Consider the following 24,404-nt stretch of genomic DNA (forward strand, 5'->3'; position numbering starts at 1 on the left):
GGGCCCACGTGCCGTCGTCCCTGGTCAGCGGTCATGTCAGAGGGTCCTCCTAACCTGGGGCCATGACGAGATTCACGGCCGACGATGACCTGCGTGACGCCGAGTTCGACGCTGCGGACCTGACCGGCGCCCGGTTCCGCTTCACCGACCTGGAGGGCGCCGCTTTCAGCCAGTCGTACCTGCCGCGCGCCGTGATGCGCGGGGTCGATCTGACCGATGCGGACATCGACGGCCAGATCGGCAGGCTCAAGGTCAACGGGGTCGAGGTGCTGCCGCTGATCGAGGCCGAGCTGAACCGCCGGCATCCCGGCCGGGAGCTGGCTCGGTCCCAGGTCCTGGCGGAGCAGCGGGAGTCGTTCGAGGCCGCGCAGCGGACCTGGTCGGCGACTCTCGATCGGGTCGCGGCCATGCCCGCCGGAACGGTCGACGAACAGGTCGACGGCGAGTGGTCGGTCGCCCAGACGCTGCGCCACCTGGTGTTCGCCGTCGACGGCTGGGTGCGACACGGGATCCAGGGGCGCGAGGGCGCGTTCAGCCCGATCGGCCTCCCGTTCTCGGAGTACGACGACGAGGCGGCAGCGCTCGGCGTCGACGTCACGGCCACGCCGTCGTTCCACGAGGTGCGGGCGGCCTACGCCGACCGTGTGGCCCAGGTACGAGCGCAGTACGACTCCCTCACCCAGGAGGAGTTCGAGGCTCCGGGCCGACGACTGCCGCCGTGGGAGTCGGACGCGCGCAGGCTGCCCGTGTGGCGCTGCCTCGGGGTGATCGTCAACGAGGCCTGGGAGCACCATCGGTTCGCGGAACGCGACCTCGACGAGCTGGAGCGCAGGCGCGGCGCCCAGTAGGCCCCGACAGGTGTGCCAGGAGGTGGCCTCCGAGCCTCAGGTTCTCAGCGCGCGAGCCGGATCATGTCAGTGGCTCGGCGTAGCGTCCCCTGCATGAATCGCATCGAGAACGAGGACCTGCGGGGGGCCCAGATCCGTAGTGTCGACCTGAGCGGTGCCCAGTTCCGCGAGGTCGGCCTGAACGGCGTGCGGATGCGCGGGGTGGAGCTGGGAGGCGCCGATATCGACGGCGACATCTACGGCCTGCGCATCAACGGAGTCGAGGTGGAGCCGCTGGTCGAGGCGGAGCTGAACCGGCGGCATCCGGAGCGCGCGCTGCTCCAGGACCGCACGGTGTCCGGGCTGCGTGAGGCCCTCGACGCATTCGACCGCATGTGGGAGGCCACGTACGAGCGCGTCGCGTCGATGCCTCCGGGCACGGTGGGCGTCTCGGTCGACGAGGAGTGGTCGTTCGCCCAGACCTTGCGGCACCTCGTGTTCTGCACCGACGGCTGGCTGCGCTGGGGCGCGCAGGGCCGGCGTGAGGATGTGTTCTGGCCCGCCGGTGTGCCGCACTCCGCGTTCGCCGCCGACGCGCCGGAGCTCGGGATCGACCCTGACGCGGCGCCGTCGTACGACGAGGTGCTCGAGGTCCGGAGGGGCCGGGTGCGCGAGGTTCGTGACTTCCTCGACGCTGTCACGCCCGAGCAGGCAGGCAGCCCGGCGGAGCCGCCGCCGTGGATGGACCAGTCCGAGCCCTTCGTCGTGGCGCAATGCGTGTGGGTGGTGCTCACCGAGGAGTGGCATCACCACTCGTACGCCACCCGGGACCTGGACCTGATCGACACGGGCAGCGGCTCGTCCACGTAAACTTGCGCGACGTGGCACTCACTATCGGCATCGTCGGCCTGCCCAACGTCGGCAAGTCCACCCTCTTCAACGCCCTGACACGCAACCAGGTGCTCGCTGCGAACTATCCGTTCGCCACGATCGAGCCCAACGTGGGGGTGGTCTCGCTGCCCGACGAGCGGCTGGCCAAGCTCGCCGAGATCTTCGGGAGCCAGCGGATCCTGCCGGCCACCGTGTCGTTCGTCGACATCGCGGGCATCGTCAAGGGCGCGTCCGAGGGCGAAGGCCTGGGCAACAAGTTCCTCGCGAACATCCGCGAGGCCGACGCGATCTGCCAGGTCACGCGTGTGTTCGACGACCCGGACGTCGTGCGGGTGGACGGTTCCCTCGACGCCCTCGGCGACATCGAGACCGTTTCCACCGAGCTCATCCTGGCCGACCTCCAGACCCTCGAGAAGGCCCTGCCGAGGATGGAGAAGGAAGTCAAGATCAAGCGCGGCGACCCCGTCCTGTACGCCGCCGCGAAGAAGGCGCAGGACATCCTCGACAAGGGCGTGACGCTCTACCAGGGCGCGGCCGACGCCGGTCTGGACCTGGCCGAGATCGCCAGCCTGCAGCTCATGACGGCCAAGCCGTTCATCTACGTCTTCAACACGGACGACGCCGGCCTGGCGGACACCGCCTCGCAGGAAGCGCTGCGCAAGGTGATCGCGCCCGCCGATGCGATCTTCCTGGACGCCAAGTTCGAGTCCGAGCTCGCGGAGCTCGAGCCCGAGGACGCCGCCGAGATGCTCGCCGACTCCGGTCAGGAAGAGTCCGGTCTGGACCAGCTCGCGCGCGTCGGATTCCACACCCTGGGCCTGCAGACCTACCTCACGGCAGGTCCCAAGGAGACGCGCGCCTGGACCATCCACAAGGGCTGGACCGCCCCGCAGGCTGCCGGCGTGATCCACACCGACTTCGAGCGCGGCTTCATCAAGGCCGAGGTCATCTCGTTCGATGACCTCGTCGAGGCCGGCTCGGTCCCCGCGGTGAAGGCCGCGGGCAAGGCCCGTATCGAGGGCAAGGACTACGTCATGCAGGACGGCGACGTCGTGGAGTTCAGGTTCAACGTCTGAGCATCACCCCGGTTTCAGCCTGTTCCTCTGACCAGGCCGGATACCGGTTGACCTGCGGTAACGCTTCTGAGCACTCGGGACCGTGGTGGACAGGAATGGCCTCCAGGGGCCGCCCATTCCCCCATGGTTCCCCACAGGATCCGGGGTGTTTCCGCAGGTGAGTGCTCGGGTCTGAGGGTGTGCCAGGTGTGTCGTTCCCCCACAGGGAGCAGGCGGGACACCTGACGGGTGGAGAGGACCACCCATGGCAACCACACCGGGCAAGCGAGTCTTTGGAGAGCTGGAGAAGCGTACGAGCGCCACGACCGGCAAGGTGACCGGCTGGCGAGCGCGCTACACCGGCCCGGACCTGGAGCGGCATCCCAAGACGTTCGGCGACAAGATGGCCGCCGAGGCGTGGCTCAACGCCGAGCGCATCCTGATCGACCGAGGCGATTGGAAGCCGCCGAAGGTGCGCGAGCTGGAGGCGCGCCTGGCCGGGCAGCGGGCCATAACGCTACGTGAGTGGGCGTACCGGTCGATCGAGGGCAAGACCCTGCGACCGGGCACCATGTACCGCTACAAGACGGCGCTGGAGAGGCGGATTCTGCCCGTGCTGGGTGACACTCCCTTGAAGGACCTCACCCGCCTGGACGTGGCCAACTGGTACACGAAGCTGCGCGTCGTGCTGGCCGAGGAAGCGCGCAGCAGGAAGCGGTTACCGATCCGGAGCTATGGATGGAGACCATCACGCCACCACCATCGGACCGCGCTGCACGCGAGACGTGGACCGTGGCATTGCGGCAGGTGCTCGCCTACCGTGACCGCTACCAGATCACCAGTTCCACCGACACGCTCGGACCGACGGCCGAGGGCGAACGCGGAGAGGCGCGCCTCATCGCCATGCGAGTTGCAGACCATCACTCAGGTCGAGCGCGCCAAGACCGCCCTGGCGGCGAGGCGAAGTTCGCGGCCGATGGAGCGCGTCCCGGTCGTCCTGACTGATGCGCGAGCACATCGTGAGCGCATGCTCCGTGAAGCCGACGAACGTGCCCGACGCGACCAAGCGGACCGGGAACGGGACTCCTCGACTGGTTATGGCTGGGGCCCTGCGTGACGAGGCCAGTCATCGTCCTGAACCTCTTCATGCGGTGACGCGGCTTCCGCGCCCTGACTGGAGTCCATCTGGTCCGATGGCTCGAAGCCGGCGGGCGTGGCGCCGCCGCGACCTCGGCGGGACCATCGGTGTGCGCTCACACGCCTGAAAGGCGGGCGTAGGGCGCAACGGTCGCACGCGCCCAACCAAGGGCTTTGGTGCGTCTGGAACGCCCGAGGTGATCTCCCGCCCGTCGAGCCGGATCGCCTCAGTGAAGCTCACCGTGCCTGTGCTCGCGACGGTATGTGGCGGGCGGCATGCCACATCCGGACCTGAAAGCGGTGTAGAACCGACTGACCGAGCTGAAGCCCGACTCGGATGCCACGTCGGCGATGGGCAGGTCGGTCGTGACGAGGAGGCGACGAGCCTCGGCAAGGCGGCATCGTGTCAGATAGTCGACGACCGTCGTGCGCACGACCTTGCGGAACTGAGCCATGGCGTAGTTGGGGTGGAGTCGCGCCGCTCGGGCGACATCCGCGACGGTGAGTGGCTCACGGAAGTGTTCGGCGATGTGTCGCACCATGGCGACGACCTGAACCAGCGCCGGGTCACCTCCGGTGTAGTGATGCGCCGGTTGTCCTGGTGTGGCCAGGGCGAGTCGGCGAACCCGGGCTTCGACCTCGAGCATCGCGATCCGGCGGCGTTCCGGATGATCGCTCGACAGGTCCTCGGCCCACTGGGCGAAGCTCGCGGAGTCCGTCTCCATCGCGGCTGACGGCGGGGTAACCAGGGGCATGCCGGACAGCAGGCGACCGACCAGTGCGGTGGGCAACCCCCAGCTGAGGAAAGTTGCGAACGGCACGTGGACCCAGTGAGCTCGCGTCGCCGAGCTCGCGACGAGCTGGTGGGGTACGGCTGCCCAGAAGGCCGCCACACATCCGGGGCCGACCTCGACTGGCACGCCGCCGAACAGGTAGAGCATCGTGCCGCCCTCGGCGACGAGATTGATCTCCAGGTCGTCGTGCTGATGGGCGACGCCCATGAGGATCGGGCGGCCGGCCCATCCCAGGAGCCCCGGTGGCTGGATCTCGATCTGTGATGCCATCTGAGGATCCAAGAAACACTAGCTCCGATCGATGAAGAACTCGCCGATCGTAGGCCCGTACCGTCGTGGCCGTCAACGAAGAGCGAGGGATGGTGGTTGCCGCACCGTGCCGATCGTGCGGCGAGGCGCGCGGCGCCCGGCGCTCAGTCCTTCACAGCAGTCGCCGCCTGCAGCCCCGATGTGTGTTTCACGACAAGGAGCCTTCTGTGTTCTCTCTCGGCATTGTTGGAGCCGGCCAGTTCGCCGGGCAGTTCGTCAAGCTATGGAGACTGCACCCGGGCGTCGGTGACATCGTCGTCACGGACCTGGTGCCGGAGCGGGCCGCGCGGCTCGCTGCTGAGTACGACCTCGCCGGGACGCAACCGTCGTTCCAAGCCATGCTCGAGTCGGACGTCGACGCGGTCGCGATCTTCACCCAGCGCTGGACCCACGGCCCGCTGGTCGTTCAGGCCCTGCGCGCCGGCAAGCACGTCTACTCCTCGGTGCCGATGGCGGTGACGGAGGGGGAGATCGTGGACATCATCGAGGCGGTTCGGGAGACCGGACTGACGTACATGATGGGCGAGACGAGCTACTACAACCCGGCCACCGTCTACACCCGCGACCAAGTCGCCAAGGGGGCCTTCGGGCGCCTGTTCTATGCCGAGGGTGACTACGTCCACGACATGGATCTCGGGTTCTACGACGCGTACCGCTACAGCGGCGGAGATAACTGGAAGGCCACCGCCAGCTACCCGCCGCTGCTGTACCCGACGCACTCCATCGGCGGGGTTCTCGGCGCCTGGCAGACGTACGCGACCAGCGTTTCGGCGATCGGCGTCGTCGACGACCGAGGAGACGGGGTGTTCGACACGGAGATCAGCCAGTTCGGCAACGACTTCTCGAACGCCACCGCGTTGTTCGAGGTCGCGGGCGGCGGCGCGTTCCGGATCAACGAGTTTCGACGGGTCGGGTATCCCTCCTACGTCCGTGAGTCGCGGTTCCGGTTCTTCGGCACGGAGGCGAGCTTCGAGCAGCTCGTGAACGTCTGCCTCTGGCAGGACAAGCACAGCGTCGAGGACGTCACCGAGCACCTGGAACCCAAGCGCACCCTGTCCCCTGACGACCCGTCTCTCGAACACGTCTCTCCGGCACTGCGGGACGCGTTCACGTCAGGCTCCGCGCCGGTGCACGACCGGTCGAGGCTGCCGAAGGAGTTCGCCAACGTGTCGAACGGGCACGAGGGCAGCCACCACTTCCTGGCCGACGACTTCGTGACAGCGGTCAACAGCGGCTCACTGCCGCCGGTCAACGCCTGGGTCGCGGCCCGGTACACGCTGCCCGGGATCGTCGCGCACGAATCCGCTCTCAAGGGTGGTACCCGGCTGGAGATCCCGGACTTCGGAGAAGCACCATAGGCCGCCGGGCGCGGGCACACGTTCGTCGACCGGCGCCTCTACCTGCCCCAGTCCTGGGCGAGCGACCCGGCCCGCCGCGGGCGTCCCGGATGAGGCCGGGTTTGCGACCAAGCCGTACCTGGCCGCGGACATGATCACCGACGCACTGGCAGCCTGCACGTCTGAGACCCGACAATCGCCGACCAGGAGAAGTTGCGCGGCTCTATCCAGCGGCGCTGCCGCCGTTACAGCCGTCGCGCAGTTCGTGCGGCGACCCACGGGCGCCATCGTCGACGTCCGACGCAGGCGCGCCCACCTGAGGACCCAGTCCGGTCTGACCGCCGTCCGTCTCGATTCACTCGATCCCCCTTCGGGAGACCAACCCATGCCGCTTGATCTCAACGCCCTGCCCGAGCCGGTCGACGTCTCCGACAACCGTGATGAGCTGCGTCGCGTGGAGGAGGTCGTCGCACGCGGGCCCTATTCCGCCGACTGGGAGTCGCTCAAGGGCTATCGGCCGCCACGCTGGTTCGAGGACGCCAAGTTCGGGATCTTCCTTCACTGGGGCGTCTACTCGGTGCCGGCCTACGGCTCCGAGTGGTATCCGCGCACTGCGTACACGGAGGGGTCCCGCGAGTTCGAGCACCACGTCGCGACGTACGGACCGCACCGCGAGTTCGGGTACAAGGACTTCATCCCCGACTTCCACATGTCGGGCTTCGACCCGGACGCCTGGGCCGAGCTCTTCCGCGTCGCGGGTGCTCAGTTCGTCATGTCGGTAGCAGAACATCACGACGGTTTCGCGATGTACGACAGCGCACGCAGCCGGTGGACGGCGGCCCGCCTGGGACCGCAGCGCGACGTGTACGGCGATCTCGCCGCCGCGACCCAGCGCGCGGGCATGGTCGTCGGTGCCTCGTCGCACCGCGCTGAGCACTGGTTCTTCCTCAACCCAGGCACGCGGTTCGACTCGGACGTGCTGGACTCGCGCGTCCACGACTTCTACGGGCCGGCTCAGCGCGAGGAGACCGCACCGAACGAGGCGTTCCTGCAGGACTGGCTGCTGCGCACGGTCGAGATCATCGACCGCTACCGGCCGCAGGTCCTGTGGTTCGACTGGTGGATCGAGCAGCCGGCCTTCGAGCCGTACCTGCGCCGTCTCGCGGCCTACTACTACAACCGCGCCGCCGAATGGGGCGTCGAGGTCGTGATCCAGTACAAGTGGGAGGCGTTCGCGCCGGGCAGCGCGGTGCGCGACATCGAGCGCGGCGCGAAGCCCCGGATCCAGCCCGAGGTCTGGCAGAACGACACGTCGGTCTCACGCAACTCGTGGAGCTGGCATCCCAACCAGGACTACAAGGAGCTGCCCGAGGTGGTCGCCGAGCTCGCCGACGTCGTCTCCAAGAACGGTGCGCTGCTGCTGAACTTCTGCCCGAAGGCCGACGGCACGTTCGATGAGCGTGAGGTCGAGCTCGCCCGAGGCCTCGGCCGCTGGCTCGGCGCCTACGGCCAGGCCATCTACGGCACACGGCCCTGGATCGTCGCAGAGGAGGGCCCGACGCGCGTCGCGGAGGGATCGTTCGTCGACGGGACACCGATCGCCTTCACCGAGCACGACATCCGCTTCACCCGCCGCGTCGACCACATGGGCGAGCACGTCTACGCGATCCTGCTGCGCAGGCCCGAGTCAGGGGTGGCACGCGTGCGATCGTGGGGCACCGACCTGGGGCTGCTGACCGATGAGATTGCTGGAGTCGAGGTGCTCGGCCACCCCGAACCTCCCCGCTGGCGGCGCACCGCTGACGCGCTCGAGGTCGAGATCAGCCCCGCCCACGCCGACCTGCCCGGCGTCGCCGTGCGCATCCACCTGGCGCCTCGCGCAGTGCAGCGGCGTCACGACTACATCCATGAGGGAACGATGGCGCCGGCGCCGTGATCATTCCCCTCATCGCCCTCGTGCTGTTCTCCAGCGCTGCTGGCGCATCGACCTGATCTCCGGAGGAGTCAAAGGATGACCCTGTCCCACACCGACGAAGCATGGCCCACGAACGGCATCAGCTTCGGAGGCGACTACAACCCCGAGCAGTGGCACCCGTCGGTCTGGCACGAGGACGTGGCCCTGATGCGGCAGGCGGGGATCAACATGGTCTCCCTCGGCATCTTCTCGTGGGGCCTGCTGGAGACGGCGGAGGGTGTCTACGACTGGGCCTGGTTCGACGAGATCGTGGACCTCCTGGAGCAGAACGGCATCGCCATCGACCTGGCGACGCCGACGGCCGCCCCGCCGAGCTGGCTCCTCGCCGAGCACCCCGAGTTCCTGCCCGTCAACCACGACATGGCACAGCAGTGGCCTGGCGCCCGGCTGGGCTGGTGCCCGAGCAACCCGGAATTCCGGACGCACGCGCTGCGTATTGCCCGCGCCGTCGCCGAACGCTACGGCGCGCGGGACCACGTCGTGATGTGGCACGTGAGCAACGAGCTCGGGGGCGGCAACGGGCAATGTTACTGCGACGTCTCCGCCGTTGCGTTCCGCATCTGGCTGGAGCGCAGGTACGGCACCGTGGAGAAGCTCAACGAGGCCTGGGGAACCGCATTCTGGGGCCACCACTACGGCGGTTTCGAGTACATCCTGCCGCCGCGCGGCACGGGGGCGAAGAACCCTTCCCTCATGCTCGACTTCGACCGGTTCTCCTCCGGCGCGCTGCTCGACCACTACCTCGCTGAGCGAGCCGTGCTCAAGGAGATCACCCCTGACCTGCCCGTGACCACCAACTTCATGGTCGGCGCCGAGCCTGACGCCGTCGACTACGCCCGCTGGGCGCCACACATGGACGTCCTCGCGAACGATCACTACACCCGGTCGTCGGATCCGCTACCTCAGCAGGACGTGGCCTTCTCGGGCGACCGCATGCGCTCGCTCACCACGGACAGGCGACCCTGGCTCCTCATGGAGCACGCGACCAGCGCCGTGAGCTGGCAGCCGCGCAACCGGGCCAAGAACCCGGGCGAGCTGGTCCGCGACGCGATCAGCCACGTCGCGCACGGCGCCGACGGCGTCATGTACTTCCAGTGGCGTGCCTCCCGCGCCGGGGCGGAGCAGTTCCACTCCGCGATGGTGCCCCACGCCGGTCCGGACACCAAGATCTTCCGGGAGGTCAGCACCCTCGGCGCCCACCTCCAGCGCCTCGCGCCCGTCCTCGGGTCCCGGGTGCGCGCGGCGAAGGTCGGCATCCTGTTCGACAACGAGGCCGGGTGGGCGATGCGCCGAGGCGTGAAGCCCAACAACTTCCTTCCGTACGGCGCGGCGGTCCGTGCCTGGCACGCCGCGTTCTGGCGCAGGGGCGACGGCATCGACGTGCTGCCGCCGTGGAACGACTTCGCCGGCTACAGCACGCTCGTCGTGCCGCAGCTCTTCCTCGCCGCGGACGACACCGCGAAGCGTGCCCAGGAATTCGTCGCACTGGGCGGCACCCTGATCGTCACCCCGTTCTCCGGCATCGTCGACGAGAACGACCAGGTTCGCCTCGGCGGCTATCCAGGAGCCTTCCGTGGCGTCCTCGGCGTGTGGACCGAAGAGTTCTATCCGTTGCAGGAGGGCGAGAGCTTCCAGCTAGACAACGGCTGGAGCGGACGGGAGTGGACCGAGCACGTCCACCTGGACGGTGCCGACGTGATCGCGCGATACCAGGGCGGGCCGCTCGACGACCACCCCGCGGTGACCGTCAGGACCCACCCGGGAGGCGGCCGGGCCGTCTACGTATCGGCCGGGATCGACAGCGCGGCGATCGACAACCTCGTCGCCGACCTCGTCGAGCCGGCTTCGGCGCCCATCCCGGACGTGAGCTCCGGTCTCGAGGTGGGGATCCGTGAGACCGAGAGCGACGAGTTCGTCTTCCTCATCAACCACGCGGCGGACGATGCGAAGGTGAGCATCCAAGGGGCTGAGCTGCTCACCGGCCTCACCGTCGATGACTCGCTCGTCGTTCCCGCCGGTGACGTCCGCGTGGTGCACCGCCGCAGGGCCTGACAGGTACGGGGCCAAGAGCGTCCGACAGCGCGTGAGCGGGGCGGAGCCGGAGCCGTACGGCTGGCTGCACACACATCATATGTATGACTGGTCGCGGGGCGGGCAAGGTAGCCCGGTCGCCTCAGCAGAAAGCGACGGAACGATGACATTGAAGTCACACGCCAGCGAAGGAGTCACCGTGCTTCCACCTCGATCTATCCCCTCACGCCGCAACCGGCCGCGGATTCGCGCCGCGGTCGTCGTGTCGGCGCTCGTCGGTGGCCTGCTCCTCGCAGTCGCGCCCGCCGGAGCGGCGCAGGCGGCGACCATGACGACGCTCTACGCGTCACCCTCGGGTACCGGCACCGCCTGCTCCTCCGCCCAGCCGTGCTCGATCACCCAGGCGAAGACCTCGGTGCGTGCGATCAACGCCAACATGACCGGCGACATCGTCGTCGAGCTCGCGGGCGGAACCTACACGTTGACCGCACCGCTCACCTTCGCGGCTGCCGACTCGGGCAATAACGGCTTCAGCGTGATCTGGCGTGGCTCGCCGACCGCGACCCCCGTCATCTCCGGGGCGCAGAAGGTCACCGGCTGGACGCAGGCGGACGCCGCACAGAACATCTGGCGGGCAGGCGTCGGCACCGGGTTCGACACCCGGCAGCTCTACGTCGACGGCAAGGTCGCGACGCGGGCCCGCACCGCGATCAACCGGTCCGACCTCACGTTCACGTCCAGCGGCGCGACCTTCACCAGCGGCGCGCTGTCGTACCTGAACAACCTTGGCAACAAGAGCAGGGTCGAGCTCGAGTCGGCCAACTCGTTCACCGACCGGTTCACACCGGTGCAGTCGATCTCGAGCAACACGATCACGATGCAGCAGCCCGCCTGGGACAACAACACCTGGGGCTGGGACACCGTCCAGTTCCCTTACAACCAGGCGGGGCTCTGGCTCGCCAACGCCAGGGAGTTCCTCGACGCCGAGGGTGAGTGGTACCTCGACACGGGCGCCGGCACGCTCTACTACAAGCCGTTGGCAGGGCAGAACATGGCGAACGCCGACGTGGAGCTGCCGAGGCTGCAGTCGCTGGTGAACGTCGGCGGCACCTATGACGCGCCTGCCCACGACATCTCCTTCACGGGCCTGCAGTTCTCGTACACGAGCTGGCTGCTGCCGAGCACGAACGAGGGCTACGCAGACCAGCAGACCGGTGGTTACATCAGGGGCACGTGGAGCACGAGGCCGTCCAACGCGTTCAGCACCTGCAGCTCCGGCTGCACCCAGTTCGAGTCGACCCGCCCCGGCTTCAGCCAGATGCCCGCGGCAGTCCAGGTGTCGGCCGCCAACGCCATCACCTTCAGCGCAAGCAGGTTCACGAACCTCGGCCAGGTCGGGATCGGCATCGGCAACGACGCCAACGGGCACACCACCGGCGTCGGACTCGGCGTGAACAACGTAACGGTCACCGGCAGCACGTTCGAGCAGATCTCGGCCGGCGGCATCGTCGTCGGCGGCATGCGGGCTGACGCACACCACCCGAGCGACAGCCGGATGACGGTCCAGAACGTCACCCTCAGCAACAACAAGGTCCACGACGTCGCTCTCGAGTACCGCAGCCACGTCGGCGTCCTGGTCACCTACGCCACGAACGCGACCATCTCGCACAACGAGATCTACAACATGCCGTACTCCGGCCTGGCACTGGGCTACGGCTGGGGCATCAACGACGCCGGCGGCAGCCAGGAGTACCAGAACCGCGGCACCTACAACTACCAGCCGCTCTACACGACGCCGACGACCGCGAAGAACAACCTGGTCATCGGCAACTACATCCACGACACGATGTCGACCATGTCCGACGGTGGCGGCTTCTACCTGTTGTCCGCGAGCCCCGGCACGGTGCTCAAGCAGAACTACTTCAGGAACATGCTCCGCGGGTTCGACATGTACTTCGACGAGGCGTCGCGCTACGTCTCGGTGACGAACAACGTCTACCAGGGCGGCTGGAACTGGGCGCACGCCAACGCCAGCAGCAACAATCACACCGGCGACCTGACGTTGACCGAAAACTGGATCGACCACGACGGCGCCGACATCACGAACGGCACGCGGGGCAACACCGTCGCGGGCACCGTCTTCGTCAGCAACGGCAACTGGCCGAGCGGCGCGCAGACCGTGATGGCGGCCGCCGGGGTGCAGGACACCACGAACGCGAAGATCGTGGGTCAGCAGTCGGGCCGCTGCATCGACATCAACGGCGCGTCGACGACGAACGGCGAACAGGCCCAGCTGTGGGACTGCTCCGGCGACACGAACCAGCGCTGGACCTATACGTCGAGCAAGCAGCTGGTGGTGGGGAACAAGTGCCTGGACGCCTCCGGTGCAGGGACCTCCGAAGGCACCCAGGCCGTGATCTGGGACTGCAACGGGCAGCCGAACCAGCAGTGGAACGTCAACGCCAACGGCACCATCTCAGGTGTGCAGTCGGGGTTGTGTCTGGATGCGAGCGGTCAGGGCACCGCCAACGGGACCAAGCTCCATCTTTGGAACTGCTGGGGCGGCACGAACCAGCAGTGGAGTCTGATCCCCTGACGAGAGTTCGGGGCCAGGCCACGCTGCCTGGCCCCGACGTGGAACGCAGAGCACCGCGTTGGCCAGCAAGTGCCGGTGCAAGGGTTCCGCCACACCGATGCACACCGCGCTCACGTCGATGCGCGAGACGCGAAACCACCTCGCCGTCGTGCCTGACGAGCAGGGCGGTCACGCAGTGGTCACTATCGCGGACGTGCTCGCACGGATCTTCCCGCGCACCATCGCCGCGTGATCCATCCATGACGGCTGCCGATGGGGGAGTTCCTTGGCACCCGAGTCCTGTCGGTTTCGGAGCCAGCCGCTGACACGATTCGTGACACGGTTGCCGTGCTGACACGCATGATGACACGGGTCCTGTGCCTACGAACGCCCGCGCTTGCCGATGGTTGCCCATCCATGTGAGGCTGGGCTTGAGCCCCCCAGGAATGGCGAGATTTCGCCGTTTCTGGGGCTCACCAGGGCGATCATGATCGCCTCATCAACTGGCTCTGCGGACGTCGAAGAATTTCGCTTCACCGAGAAGAGACCGGCGGTTCGAGACCGTGTGACGGCCGACCGTGCACCCAGCCGCAGCGGCGACGCGATCAGTCTCTTGGAATCGTGCCGTAGCGCGCCGCAGACCCGATCAGAGGGTCAACGGTAGCCTTGTTGTCGAGCAGGCATACGCCTGTTTGTAGAGATCACGAAACCCCCGTCGTGTCCCGGTCGCATTCTCGCTCGTCGGGAAGCGGCACACCGGCTCGATTCCCCCACAGTTCCCCCAAGGCGCCCAGCCAAACGGTGAACCACGAGGTCAGGGCCACATGACACGCTTCAACGTCTGAGCGCATCACCCGGGTTGTGACTTGGTCGTCTGACCGGGCCAGATATCGGTTTACACGGTGGACGCCATCGACGCCGCCGGGTTCTACGACGGCACCGCCCTGTGGCCGTGATTACGGTGATTCCAGAGTCTGAGCAAGAACCCTTGCCGAGGGCAGCGACGTGATTTCACGCACCGGCGACTTGCTTCCCTCCGCACCTCGCACGGAGGAGGTCGGAATCCTTCAACAGGTGCCGCACCTGCCATTCGAGGTCCGCGGGGTTCGAGGCGCCGCCGGGCTGCGAGTAATGCTCCGCGAGCATCTCCTTGACTCCCAGGAACAGCCACGCCCAATAGGTCGGCCACACCAGGCGCCATTCTGTTTCCGAGAGCGGGCGTACCGAGTCGTACCCGCGGATGACTTCGTCGTGATCACCGCGCCAAGCGAGGGCGAAGTCCGCGACAAGATCGTTGTTATGGCATGCCTCGAAATCGAGGATCCCGCTCAGGGCACCTCCGTCGAACAGCAGGTTCCACCGCGTGAAGTCACCATGGATGACGCCGGACGGGACATCGGACTCATGATCGGCAAGCTGGGCGGCCGCCGCCTCGCGATAAGCGCGGAGGATCCGGCCTTCTTCCGGCAGGCGCCGCTCGTGGACGGTCAGCCACTGGTCGAGCAGCGGGTCGCTGATGGTCTCCCGGGGAAGAGCGAATCCGTCCCGCTGGCCGGCCACGCCGAGCGAGGAGCTCGCAGCGTGGAACTCTGCCAGCAGCCTTCCGCGTGCGTACTCCTTGGCGGCATCGTCCTCGACGGGCGCGGGATCGCCGGGAAGCCAGGCGAAGAGCCTCCAGACCCCGTCACCCCGGACGATGGGTTCCTCCGTCAGAACCGGAGCCGGCCAGTTGGCCGCCCGCAACGCGGCCATGACACGGGCCTCATACCGCCAGTCCGACCGAACGTTGGCGGACAGCCACTTGACGGCGAAAGCAGACGAGCCGCGCCGGACCCGCCACGTACGGGATCGACTGCCGCCCAGATAGCTCGCGTCAGACAGGCGCCACTGCTCGAGCAAATCCCCCGGAAGCGTCTCATCGGGCGCCGGTCGACCGGTCGAAAGGTGGGTCACTGCTGTCATCTCCGAATCACGTCGAGGAGCGGGGCTAACCTCGACGCTCGCATGGGGCCTGGCATGCTGTGCCGGTCGTTGACAGGGTGAGCCTCAGGCGGCCGCCTTGCGCGTCAGGACGTGCGCCTGCGGGAAGCCACGCACCGAGTCCTCGCCCGGTGCGATCATCAGGCGCGCGACCTCGTCGACACCGGTCTGCCCGAGCAGACCGATGACATGGCCGGCCGAGTACCGCCAGGCGGGGGAGACCTTGTGGTCGAAGGCCTCAGCTGTTCCTTCGGCGTCGGCCAGCGCCTGGAACGACACCAGTAGATGGCCGCCGGGCGCCAGGACGCGGCTGAGCTCGCCGAGTATCGCGGGCAGCACGTCCGGCGGTGTGTGGATGACCGAGTAGTTCGCCAGTACCCCGGCAAGGCTGCCTGTCGCGACGTCGAGCGCGCCCATGTCGCCGACGTCGAACCGGATGCCCGGGTTGGCTTTGCGGGCCGCCGCTACCAGCTGGGGCGAGAGGTCGATGCCGAAGGCGTCGACGCCCCGGTCTCGCAGGTAAGCGGTCACGTGCCCAGGCCCGCAACCGACGTCGGCCACGGTCCCGCCGCCGGCCTGCTGGACCAGGTCGGCGAACGTCTGGACCAGCACATGATTCAAGGGGCTGGCTGTGAACGCGTCTCCGATAAACGCGGCGTAGGCCTCCGCCATGGCGTCGTAGTCGGTGCGGACCGCTGGGAGGTGCTCGAAGGACGTCACGCCGGGCAGCGTAGAGCAGCGCGGAGCAAGCTCAATGCGCCGTTCTCGACGTGCCGCCGCATACGTTCAATCGCCTGAGGGCAGAAGGCCCAGCTGGCCGAGCATCGACAGCTGGTCGAGCTGGTGCCAGTGCTCGCGGAGGATGCCGTCCTCGACCCGGTAGATGTCGATGCCGCCGATCTTGAAGGCGCGGCCGGTGGGTGGTATGCCGGTGAACTCACCGACGTGCGTGCCCTCGTTGGTCCATCGCACGACGACTCGGTCGTCTTCGGCGACGAGGTCCTCGATGGTGAAGTGGGGGGCGAGGCCGGCGGTGATCATGGAGAAGCGATCGATCGCGCCTTCCCTGCCGGTGCCTTGGCCGGGCAGCGGGTCATGCTCGTCGTAGTCGGGGGAGACCAGGTCGCCGATCGCGGCTGCGTCGCCGTCGTTGAGTAGTTCGTAGAGCCTGCGGGCCGCCGTCTTGTTCGGCTGGATGTCCATGATTCCTCCTGATGAGCTTGGATGACTCCAGACTGGACCGCCGGTGCGCGATCGGACCACGAAAAGTAAGTCACCGACTAGCATCCAAAGGTGTCGTCACTCCCTTGGCTGCTGCGCAGCCACCGTGAGGCTGCTGGGTTGACCCAGGAGGAGCTGGCAGCCCGCGCGGGCGTGAGCGCCCGCACGGTGAGCGACGTCGAGCGCGGTCTTCGCTCGCGGCTCTATCCCGACACGGCGGAGCGGTTCGTCACGGCCCTCGGGCTGCCTTCTGGCTCTCGTGAGGCATTCCTGCAGGTCGCCCGTGGCCCCCGGTTCGCGGAGCTGGTGTTCCCGCGGGTGCCGGAGCCGCTGACGCGGCTGGTGGGCCGGGACGGTGAACTCGCCAATCTGATCAGGCTGGCCGCGCCGGACGGCGGTCGCCTGGTCACCCTGACCGGCCTGGGCGGTATCGGCAAGACCAGGCTGGCGCTCGCCGCGGCCGCTCAGCTGGTTGAGGCCTACCGCAGGCGCATTGCGGTGGTCGAGGTCCCGCCGAACCTCGACGGGTCCATGCTCATGAGCACCGTCACCGCTGCCTTGGGCACGACCCGCGGCGCTGGCCGGGACGCCGTCGCGATGATCGTCGGTGAACGGCCGACCCTCCTTCTGCTCGACGCCTTCGAGCACGTCCTCGAGGCCGCGGGCGCAGTGGAGGCCCTGTTGCTCGACATCCCGGCCCTGCACCTGCTCGTGACCAGCCGCGTTCGGTTGGGCATCACCGGGGAGCACGAGATCGCGGTCAGGCCACTCGCGCCCCCGGCGGCCTCCGAACTGTTCCTGGAACGGGCGCGTGAGGCTGACGGCGGTGTCGGCGAAGATCCAGCTCTGATCGCCGAGATCTGTGACCAGCTGAGCGGTTTCCCGCTGGCCCTCGAACTGGCCGCCGCCCGGACTCGTCACCTGCCGCTGCCCGCCCTGCTCGATCGCCTGCGCTTCCACGCGACCGACGTCCTGGCCGCGGACGACGCCGGACGCCGCTCGCTCGGCGAGGCGTTGTCGTGGGCGGTCTCATCGCTGCGGCCCGAGGAGGAGTCGGCGCTGCGAGCGGCTGCCCTGTTCCCGGGTGGGTGGGGTCTCCCGGCGCTGGAGCGGCTCTGCGGGGCGGGGGCGCTGGATGCGATGAGCGGGCTTGTTGACGCCGGGCTCGTCGTGCTCGACCGAAGCTCCGTCGAGGAGCACACCGAAGCTCGGTGGCGGATGTTCGACGTCGTGCGGGAGCACGTGCTCGCCCACGCCGACGATGGCCCGGACGAGGCATTCGCGACGGCGTACGTAGGGCACTATCTGGAGCTCTTGGCGAGCTCCACGGAGACGATGGGACGGGAGCGTGACTGGTTCCGGCGCCTTGCCACCGAGGAAGCCAACGTTCGAACTGCATTGCGCTGGGCACGGGAACGAGGCGACACCGACACGCTGCTGCGGTTGGCCGGAGGCATGTGGCTCTACTGGCAGGCCGTCGGTGCACTGACCGAGGGACGGATGTGGCTCGAGAGCGGGCTGGCGGCTCAGCCGCCGGCAGACCTGCAGCAGAGGATGACCGCCTTGTGGGCCCTCGGCTGGCTTGCCTATCACCAAGGCGACGTACGCGCCGCCCGATCCGCGAGCGAACAGCTCGGCTCACTCGCAACGGCTCACCACGATGACGCCGCACGACGGAACGCAGCTACGTTGTCCGGCATGGCGGCTATCGCCGAGGACCGGACAGACGACGCGGTCCGCGATCTCGAAGGCGCGCTGTCCCTCGCCCGGGAGCTGGACAGGCCTTGGATCCTGGCCACCTCGCTCCTCAATCTCGGCATGGCGCGCGCGGCGGCGGAGGACTTCGACGGTGCCCGCGACGCGATCGGCGACGCGTTGCGCCACTACGCGGAGATCGACGATCAGCGGTTCCAGGCGCGCTGTCGCGGCTACCTCGGTCTGGTCTCGCTCTCGACCGGCGACCTGTCCCAGGCCCGCACGTTGTTCGCGCAGAGCCTGCGCGCCTTCCATGCCCTTGCCGAACCCGGGGGCACAGCCGAGGGCCTCAGCGGCCTCGCCGCTGTGGCGGCAGCGTCGGGAGACGCGCGCCGGGCGGCCACTCTCATCGGCGCCGCCGGGCGGCTCCGCGAGTCGATTGCCGGTAGCGAGCTCCCGTTGGAACGTCGCACGATGGCACGCCATGTCGAGCTGGCCCGGGCGTCCATCGACCCGGACGACTGGGCCACCGCACTCGAACGCGGGCGCGGGTTGTCCCTCGACGTGGCCGTCGAGCAGGCACTGGGTCTGTCGCGTGTTCCCGTAGAGTCGCGCCGTCCCCAGCACGGACCGGCGACGGAGCCGTGAGACCTTGCAAGGAGCCAGACCGTCCATGAGCACCACACAGTCGCCCACCACCGGCCGCACCTTCCCGCTGGGGACCGTCAGGCTCGGCCCGGGACCGTTCGCCGTCGCCCAGCAGCGGGCGCTGGAGGCGGTGCTCGACATCGACCTGGACCGGCTCCTCGCCCCGTTCCTCGCCGCGGCGGGGCTCGACAGCGAGGCTGAGTCGCACGGCGACTGGGAGAGTGGCGGGCTCGACGGCCACATCGGCGGTCACGTCCTGTCCGCGCACGCGAAGCTGTGGGCCGTGACCGGTCAGGACGTGCTGCACGACCGCATGGAGTACCTGCTCGACGTGCTGGAGCGCTGCCAGGACGCGGTCGGCACCGGCTACGTCGGCGGGGTGCCCGACGGGCCGGCCCTGGGCGAGGAGCTCGCCGCGGGGCGCATCGACGCCGACCTGTTCTCCCTCAACGGCCGGTGGGTGCCGGTCTACAACCTGCACAAGACGCTCGCCGGCCTCATCGACGCGGCGACCCACGGGCGCTCCGAGCGTGCCCTGACCATGGCCACGCGCTGGGCCGACTGGTGGCTGACGGTCACGAAGGCCCTCACCGACGAGCAGGTGGAGAGCATCCTCACCACCGAGTTCGGCGGGCTCAACGAGTCGTTCGTCGAGCTGGGCCGGCTCACCGGCCGCGAGGACCTCGTCGCCGAGGGGCGGCGGCTGGCCCACCACAAGCTGTTGGACCCCCTGGCGGACGGGGGCGATCCGCTGGACGGGCTCCACGCCAACACGCAGATCCCCAAGGTGCTGGGCTACCAGCGCCTGGCCGGCTCGGCGCCGGACGGCGACCCGGGCGCTGCGCGGTTCGCCGCCGCGGCCGACGCCTTCTGGACGTCGGTGGTCGAGCGCCGCACGCTGGCGATCGGCGGGAACAGCGTGCGCGAGCACTTCCACCCGGCATCGGACTTCACCGAGGTGATGAGGGACCGCGAAGGGCCGGAGACCTGCAACACCCACAACATGGTCGAGCTCGCGCGCCTGCGGCTCGACGGCGGGCCCGACGGTGCCGCCGTCGAGCTCGCCGAGCGCGCACTGTTCAACCACGTGGTCTCGTCGGTCCACCCCCGGCGCGGGGGTTTCGTGTACTTCACGCCGATGCGGCCGGCGCACTACCGGGTGTACTCCCGCCCGCACCTGTCGATGTGGTGCTGCGTCGGGTCAGGCCTCGAGGGCCACACCCGGTACAACGAGCTGATCTACACGCACGACGGGCCTGACGTCCGGGTCGAGCTCTACGCCCCCTCGGTCCTCGACTGGAGCGAGGAAGGCCTGCGGGTCGAGCTGTCGACCGAGCTGCCGTACCGCGACGAGGCCCGCGTCGTCGTCACCTCCGCCTCACCAACGGCCCGCACCCTGCGCCTCCGCGTGCCGTCCTGGGCGGAGCTCGCGGGCCTGAGCATCGACGACGAGCCGGTCGACGCCGACGTCGTCGACGGCTACGCCGAGGTCGCCCGGACCTGGAGCGGCACGACGGCGGTGACGATCCGGCTCGCGCCCCGGCTCGTCGCCGAGGCGCTGCCCGACGGGTCCGGCTGGGTGGCGTTCCGCTACGGCCCCGTGGTGCTCGCGTCGCGCGAGGGCGGCGCCGACCTCGAAGGGCTCGTCGCGGGGCCGGGCCGCATGGACCACGTGGCCCATGGCCGGAAGGTGCCGCTGCGGCGCAGCGGCATCGTGTCCGCCGAGCCGCCGGAGTCGGCCGTGTCGGCCGTCGACGAGCGCACGCTGACCTTCGAGCTCGAGGTGCTGCGCGAACGTTCCGGCGAGCTCGTTCCCGCCACCGTGCTGCTCGAACCCTTCGCGGGCATCCACGACGAGCGCTACAGCATCTACTTCGCGGCCGACGCCGACCCGTCCCGTGCCTTGGCGACGCTCCGGGCCCTCGACGCCGCCGACGTCGCGGCGGCGGTCTTCGACACGGTGACGGCCGGCGAGCAGCAGCCCGAGGTGGACCACGGGTTCACGGGGGAGCGGACCCGGGCGGGCGGGGCTGACGGGATCCACTGGCGCGGCGCGACGGGGTGGTTCGAGTACCGGCTCCGCTGCCCGGACGGCGCGGCCGTGCTGCGGACGCGCTTCGTCGACCGCGTCGCAAGCCGGCGCAGGATCCTCCTCAACGGCCTCGAGGTGGGCCCGTCCCGCACGCTGACGGCGCCGCCCGACGGCGAGGGCCTCGCCGAGCACGAGTACGACCTCACGGCGGCCGTGCGCGAGGCGGGCGCCCCAGGTGAGGTGGCGTTCCGCGTCGAGGCGGTGGACGGCGCGGACAGCGGCGACCTGCTGGCCGTCGAGGTGGTCAGGCAGCAGCTCTGACAATGCCTCGGTAGACGTCGAACGCGTCCTTGGGGGCGTAGTCGTCATCGAGCAGGCCCAGGGTGCCGACCGCCTGATCACCCGACGTGTCCGCGTCGCGGAGCCCGAAGTACTCGCAGACCGTGATGTTGAGCTCGTCCGCCAGACGCTCGATGGTCGCCACCATGTCGGTGATGGATTGCGCCTGCGTGGCCGCAGTCCGGCCATCTCCGCTCGGTGAGCCGAATTCTGCGATGTGGAGGGGCGTCCGGTGCGGGATCCTCGCCACGTCGAGACTGTGCAGGCGAAGGTGTCGCACAGCGTTCTCGGTGAGCACGGGAACGGCGTCGGCGGGGGTGGGTGAGAAGGCATCGGGATACAGGCCGAGGCCGACGTAGTCGACGTGGTCGGCGAACTGTGCCGCCGGCAGGTCGGCCAGGGTTCGCCAGAACTCGCCGTCGCCGCCCAGCCATTCGGCGGGCTCTGCGACGGAGAAGCCGACCTGCACGTGTGCGGGTGCGGCCCGCTTCGCGTGGGGGAGCCCGAGGATCAGGGCGTCCATGACACCCGGCGAGCTCCCGTCGATCAGCGGGATGGGGAAGTTCGGTTCGAGGGTCACCTGGAGGTAGCGGGTGATGCGCCCGTAGCGCTCCAGCACGGCGTCGAGGAACGCGAGCCACCCGGGGATGTCCTTGCTCGCGGGCAGGTAGCTGACCACGAGGTCCAGCTCCCGTCCGTTCTGGAGATACCACTCGTCGGGCATGGTCAGCGCGGTGAGCTCGTCGGCCGCACCGAGTGATCGGACGGTTTCCGGATCGGGATCGGTGCCCAGGAAGTGGATGTACTCGCGGACGACGAGGCTGGAGCCCCCGGCGAGGTCGTCGACGAGGGAGGCGATGCTCTCGCGCCGGTCCGGCTTCGCGCTGGTGGTGCCCGCGCGTCCCGCGGTGTAGATGCCGTACTTCATTCCTGGGTGTCTCCAATCCAGTCGATGCTTCCGGAATCGATCCGGTTGCTGAGCCCTTCGAGCCACGCCGCCTCCGAGGCGAGCATGCGTAGCCAGTAGTCGACCTCGATCATCTTGATCTGCGGCACATCGGTGGAGATCGCGCTGAGCTCGTCGATCTCCTGGCGGATCCGCCGCGTCCTCGCGCCGAGGATCTCGATGGCCCGCGCCCTGCTCAGGAGGCCGATGTAGGCGAGCGCGGTGACGAAGTCGGCGTCCATCGCGGGCGCGGTCGTTATTGATTCCTCGACGCGGCGCCGCAGGTGAGCGATGCCCGCCTCGGTGAGGTCATAGACCGTCCGCGGTGGCCGGTTCCCGTTGCGTTCGGGCGCGCGTGCCTTGATCAGATCGGCGTCGGCCAGCGACTTCGCGAGACTGGTGACGCTGCTCCGGGAGGCGCGGAGATGCCGGTAGCGGTCGTTCAGGCGTGCGGTGAGGCCATAGGAGTGGTCTGCCTGTTCGAGGAGAAGTCCCAGGGTGGGCAGCGACAGCTTGCTGCGGAGCGCGTTCGTGGGCACGCGCCCGACAATAGTCGTATACGTCTATTCGTGACAACCCAGCCGGATCGGGTGAAAAAATGCGGTGGTGTAGCGTAGAGCGCTCTGTATTCGCCGCGTCATATGTAAAGGAGTCCAGGCGCCCCCGGTGTGACAGTCAGTAGTCCGGGCGGGAGGGGGTGCCGTTGTGATGAGTACTTCAGAATCCACAAAGTCCTTGCTCGGTCAGGTCCAGCGCGCCGCGCGCCGCGTCGAACGTGCGGCGGTCGGCCACTCCGAGCAGCGAGTCGGTACCGACAAGATCGTGTTCGGCGTCGCCGGCCTGATCGCTGTCGCGTTCATCGTCTGGGGCTTCGCGAGCCCCGGCTCGCTCGGCACGGTGGCCGACGCCGCCCTGGCCGGCGTGCTGCAGAACTTCGGCTGGCTGTTCGTGATCGCCGCCACGGTGTTCACCGTCTTCGTGCTCGTCGTCGCGATGGGCCGGTTCGGCGGTATCACCCTCGGCCAGGACGGCGAGAAGCCGCAGTACAAGACGTCCTCCTGGATCGCGATGATGTTCGCGACCGGGATGGGCATCGGCCTCATGTTCTACGGCGTGGGGGAGCCGCTGTACTTCTACATGTCCCCGCCGCCCGGAACTGTCGAGGGGTCCACCCCCGAGGCCGCCGCCACCGCCATGGGCACCACCCTGTTCCATTGGACGCTGTACCCGTGGGCCATGTACGCGATAGTCGGCCTCGGCATGGCCTACGGCACCTACCGCCTGGGCCGCGCCCAGCTGTTCAGCTCGATGTTCACGTCGCTGTTCGGCCGCAAGGCCGTCAACGGCGTCGGCGGGCGGGTCATCAACATCCTGGCGATCCTCGCGACGTTGTTCGGCTCCGCCTGCTCGCTGGGCCTGGGCGCCCTGCAGATCGGCGGCGGGCTGCAGCACTCCGGCTTCCTCGGCAAAGTCGGCACCGCCGGGCTCGTGATCATCATCGCGATCCTGACCGCCCTGTTCGTCATCTCCGCCGTCTCCGGCATCGAGCGCGGCATCCAGTGGCTGTCCAACGCCAACATGTGGCTCGCCCTGGCGCTCGCGATCATCGTGTTCATCGGCGGGCCGACCTTGTTCATCCTGAACGTGCTGCCCGCGTCGCTGGGCGCCTTCGTCGGCAACCTGCCCGAGATGGCTTCGCGCACCGCCGCCTCCGGCGACCAGTCCCTGTCCGACTGGATGGGCACCTGGACGATCTTCTACTGGGCCTGGTGGGTCTCCTGGACGCCGTTCGTCGGCCCGTTCATCGCGCGCATCTCGCGCGGCCGCACCGTGCGCCAGTTCGTCGTCGGCGTGCTGCTGGTGCCGTCCATCGTCTCCACGCTGTGGTTCGCGATCTTCGGGGGAGGCGCCATCGGCCTGCAGGAACGGGCCGAGCAGGCGCGGGACGCCGGAACGGCGCTCGCCGCCATCGGCGAGGCCGGGGCCGACATCAACTTCGACCTGATCCTGTTCCAGACGCTCGGCGCCCTGCCGGTGCCCGGCTGGGTCGGGCTCGTCCTGATGGGCCTGGCGGTCGTGCTCGTGGCGATCTTCTTCGTCACCGGCGCCGACTCCGCCTCCATCATCATGGGCGGGCTGTCCGAGAACGGCGCCGAGCACCCGAGCCGGAAGTCGGTGGTGTTCTGGGGCGTGAGCACGGGTGCCGTGGCCGCCGCGATGCTGCTGGCCGGCGGTGACGACCCGGCCAGCGCCCTGAACGGCCTCAAGAACATCACCATCGTCTCGGCGTTGCCGTTCGTCATCGTGATGCTCGTGCTCTGCGTCGCACTGTGGCGGGACCTCTCGCGCGACCCGCTCGTCCTCAAGGGCGAGCTGGCCGTCCAGGTGCTGCGCGAGACCGTGGACACCGGCGTCGAGAAGCACGACGGCGAGCCGTTCGAGCTCTCCACGTCGGCGTCGGCCGCCGAGGAGGACGCGGACGACACCCCGACGACCCCAGGGAACGGTGTACCGGTGGTCGCGGAGCACGGCGCGTCAGCCAAGAACTGACCCACCCGGCGTGGTTGTGGGCGCGATCGTTGCGACTACAGGCCCGTTATGGGCGCAACGAT

General features: G+C 68.7%; 18 protein-coding genes and 1 pseudogene. 13 read left to right on the plus strand and 6 right to left on the minus strand.

Annotation, left to right across the window (positions count from 1 at the left end):
- Window positions 1-62: 62 nt before the first annotated feature.
- The 4 genes from ACFT2C_RS22275 to ACFT2C_RS22290 all read left to right on the plus strand — a co-directional run bounded on the left by ACFT2C_RS22275 (window position 63) and on the right by ACFT2C_RS22290 (window position 3,890).
- A complete protein-coding gene (locus tag ACFT2C_RS22275) occupies window positions 63-848 on the plus strand; it encodes a DinB family protein (RefSeq protein ID WP_377209265.1) in 786 nt (261 codons plus the stop codon).
- A gap of 93 nt (window positions 849-941) precedes the next feature.
- The gene (locus tag ACFT2C_RS22280) at window positions 942-1,697 is read left to right on the plus strand and encodes a DinB family protein (protein ID WP_377209266.1); all 756 of its coding nucleotides are present in this window, start codon (window positions 942-944) and stop codon (window positions 1,695-1,697) included.
- A gap of 11 nt (window positions 1,698-1,708) precedes the next feature.
- Window positions 1,709-2,794, plus strand: a complete 1,086-nt coding sequence (gene ychF / locus ACFT2C_RS22285; RefSeq protein WP_377209267.1) for a redox-regulated ATPase YchF — start codon at window positions 1,709-1,711, stop codon at window positions 2,792-2,794.
- Window positions 2,795-3,038: 244 nt separating this feature from the next.
- Window positions 3,039-3,890 (plus strand): N-terminal phage integrase SAM-like domain-containing protein, encoded by an 852-nt coding sequence (locus ACFT2C_RS22290; protein ID WP_377209268.1) that lies wholly within the window; start codon window positions 3,039-3,041, stop codon window positions 3,888-3,890.
- Window positions 3,891-4,137: 247 nt separating this feature from the next.
- Here the strand turns inward: ACFT2C_RS22290 and ACFT2C_RS22295 are convergent, their stop codons facing one another.
- The gene (locus tag ACFT2C_RS22295; RefSeq protein WP_377209269.1) at window positions 4,138-4,911 is read right to left on the minus strand and encodes a helix-turn-helix domain-containing protein; all 774 of its coding nucleotides are present in this window, start codon (window positions 4,909-4,911) and stop codon (window positions 4,138-4,140) included.
- Window positions 4,912-5,180: 269 nt separating this feature from the next.
- Here ACFT2C_RS22295 and ACFT2C_RS22300 point away from each other — a divergent pair, with 269 nt between their 5' ends.
- The 6 genes and pseudogenes from ACFT2C_RS22300 (at window position 5,181) to ACFT2C_RS22325 (ending at window position 13,184) form a co-directional block, all read left to right on the plus strand.
- Window positions 5,181-6,371 (plus strand): Gfo/Idh/MocA family protein, encoded by a 1,191-nt coding sequence (locus ACFT2C_RS22300; RefSeq protein WP_377209270.1) that lies wholly within the window; start codon window positions 5,181-5,183, stop codon window positions 6,369-6,371.
- A gap of 12 nt (window positions 6,372-6,383) precedes the next feature.
- Window positions 6,384-6,525: pseudogene (locus ACFT2C_RS22305) on the plus strand (transposase); the annotation flags it as partial.
- Window positions 6,526-6,735: 210 nt separating this feature from the next.
- Window positions 6,736-8,286, plus strand: a complete 1,551-nt coding sequence (locus ACFT2C_RS22310) for an alpha-L-fucosidase (protein WP_377209271.1) — start codon at window positions 6,736-6,738, stop codon at window positions 8,284-8,286.
- Window positions 8,287-8,361: 75 nt separating this feature from the next.
- Window positions 8,362-10,377: a beta-galactosidase gene (locus tag ACFT2C_RS22315; RefSeq protein WP_377209272.1), complete on the plus strand. Its 2,016-nt coding sequence runs from the start codon at window positions 8,362-8,364 to the stop codon at window positions 10,375-10,377.
- A 178-nt stretch (window positions 10,378-10,555) separates the two neighbouring features.
- Complete coding sequence (locus ACFT2C_RS22320; RefSeq protein WP_377209273.1) at window positions 10,556-12,952, plus strand: ricin-type beta-trefoil lectin domain protein; 2,397 nt, start codon at window positions 10,556-10,558, stop codon at window positions 12,950-12,952.
- Between the two features lie 97 nt (window positions 12,953-13,049).
- Entirely contained in the window at window positions 13,050-13,184 is a 135-nt protein-coding gene (locus ACFT2C_RS22325) for a hypothetical protein (protein ID WP_377209274.1), read from the plus strand.
- A gap of 758 nt (window positions 13,185-13,942) precedes the next feature.
- Here the strand turns inward: ACFT2C_RS22325 and ACFT2C_RS22330 are convergent.
- The 3 genes from ACFT2C_RS22330 to ACFT2C_RS22340 all read right to left on the minus strand — a co-directional run bounded on the left by ACFT2C_RS22330 (window position 13,943) and on the right by ACFT2C_RS22340 (window position 16,114).
- Window positions 13,943-14,884, minus strand: coding sequence for a phosphotransferase enzyme family protein (locus tag ACFT2C_RS22330; RefSeq protein WP_377209275.1), 942 nt, complete (start codon window positions 14,882-14,884; stop codon window positions 13,943-13,945).
- A 93-nt stretch (window positions 14,885-14,977) separates the two neighbouring features.
- On the minus strand, window positions 14,978-15,631 hold the full coding sequence (locus ACFT2C_RS22335; protein WP_377209276.1) for a class I SAM-dependent DNA methyltransferase: 654 nt from the start codon (window positions 15,629-15,631) through the stop codon (window positions 14,978-14,980).
- A gap of 66 nt (window positions 15,632-15,697) precedes the next feature.
- The gene (locus ACFT2C_RS22340) at window positions 15,698-16,114 is read right to left on the minus strand and encodes an ester cyclase (protein ID WP_377209277.1); all 417 of its coding nucleotides are present in this window, start codon (window positions 16,112-16,114) and stop codon (window positions 15,698-15,700) included.
- A 90-nt stretch (window positions 16,115-16,204) separates the two neighbouring features.
- On the opposite strand from ACFT2C_RS22340, the gene ACFT2C_RS22345 reads away from it, so the two are divergent.
- Window positions 16,205-18,475, plus strand: coding sequence for an ATP-binding protein (locus tag ACFT2C_RS22345; RefSeq protein WP_377209278.1), 2,271 nt, complete (start codon window positions 16,205-16,207; stop codon window positions 18,473-18,475).
- Between the two features lie 25 nt (window positions 18,476-18,500).
- On the plus strand, window positions 18,501-20,828 hold the full coding sequence (locus tag ACFT2C_RS22350; RefSeq protein WP_377209279.1) for a beta-L-arabinofuranosidase domain-containing protein: 2,328 nt from the start codon (window positions 18,501-18,503) through the stop codon (window positions 20,826-20,828).
- On the opposite strand, the gene ACFT2C_RS22355 is transcribed toward ACFT2C_RS22350, so the two are convergent.
- Both ACFT2C_RS22355 and ACFT2C_RS22360 read right to left on the minus strand, forming a co-directional pair.
- On the minus strand, window positions 20,812-21,774 hold the full coding sequence (locus ACFT2C_RS22355; RefSeq protein ID WP_377209280.1) for a hypothetical protein: 963 nt from the start codon (window positions 21,772-21,774) through the stop codon (window positions 20,812-20,814). The genes ACFT2C_RS22350 and ACFT2C_RS22355 overlap by 17 nt on opposite strands.
- Window positions 21,771-22,331, minus strand: a complete 561-nt coding sequence (locus tag ACFT2C_RS22360; RefSeq protein ID WP_377209281.1) for a PadR family transcriptional regulator — start codon at window positions 22,329-22,331, stop codon at window positions 21,771-21,773. The genes ACFT2C_RS22355 and ACFT2C_RS22360 overlap by 4 nt, the downstream gene beginning before the upstream one ends.
- Window positions 22,332-22,500: 169 nt before the next feature.
- On the opposite strand from ACFT2C_RS22360, the gene ACFT2C_RS22365 reads away from it, so the two are divergent.
- Window positions 22,501-24,342, plus strand: a complete 1,842-nt coding sequence (locus tag ACFT2C_RS22365) for a BCCT family transporter (RefSeq protein WP_377209282.1) — start codon at window positions 22,501-22,503, stop codon at window positions 24,340-24,342.
- Window positions 24,343-24,404 lie beyond the last annotated feature (62 nt).

It is taken from the genome of Promicromonospora sp. NPDC057138 (assembly GCF_042670845.1).
In the GTDB taxonomy this organism is placed as follows: domain Bacteria; phylum Actinomycetota; class Actinomycetes; order Actinomycetales; family Cellulomonadaceae; genus Promicromonospora.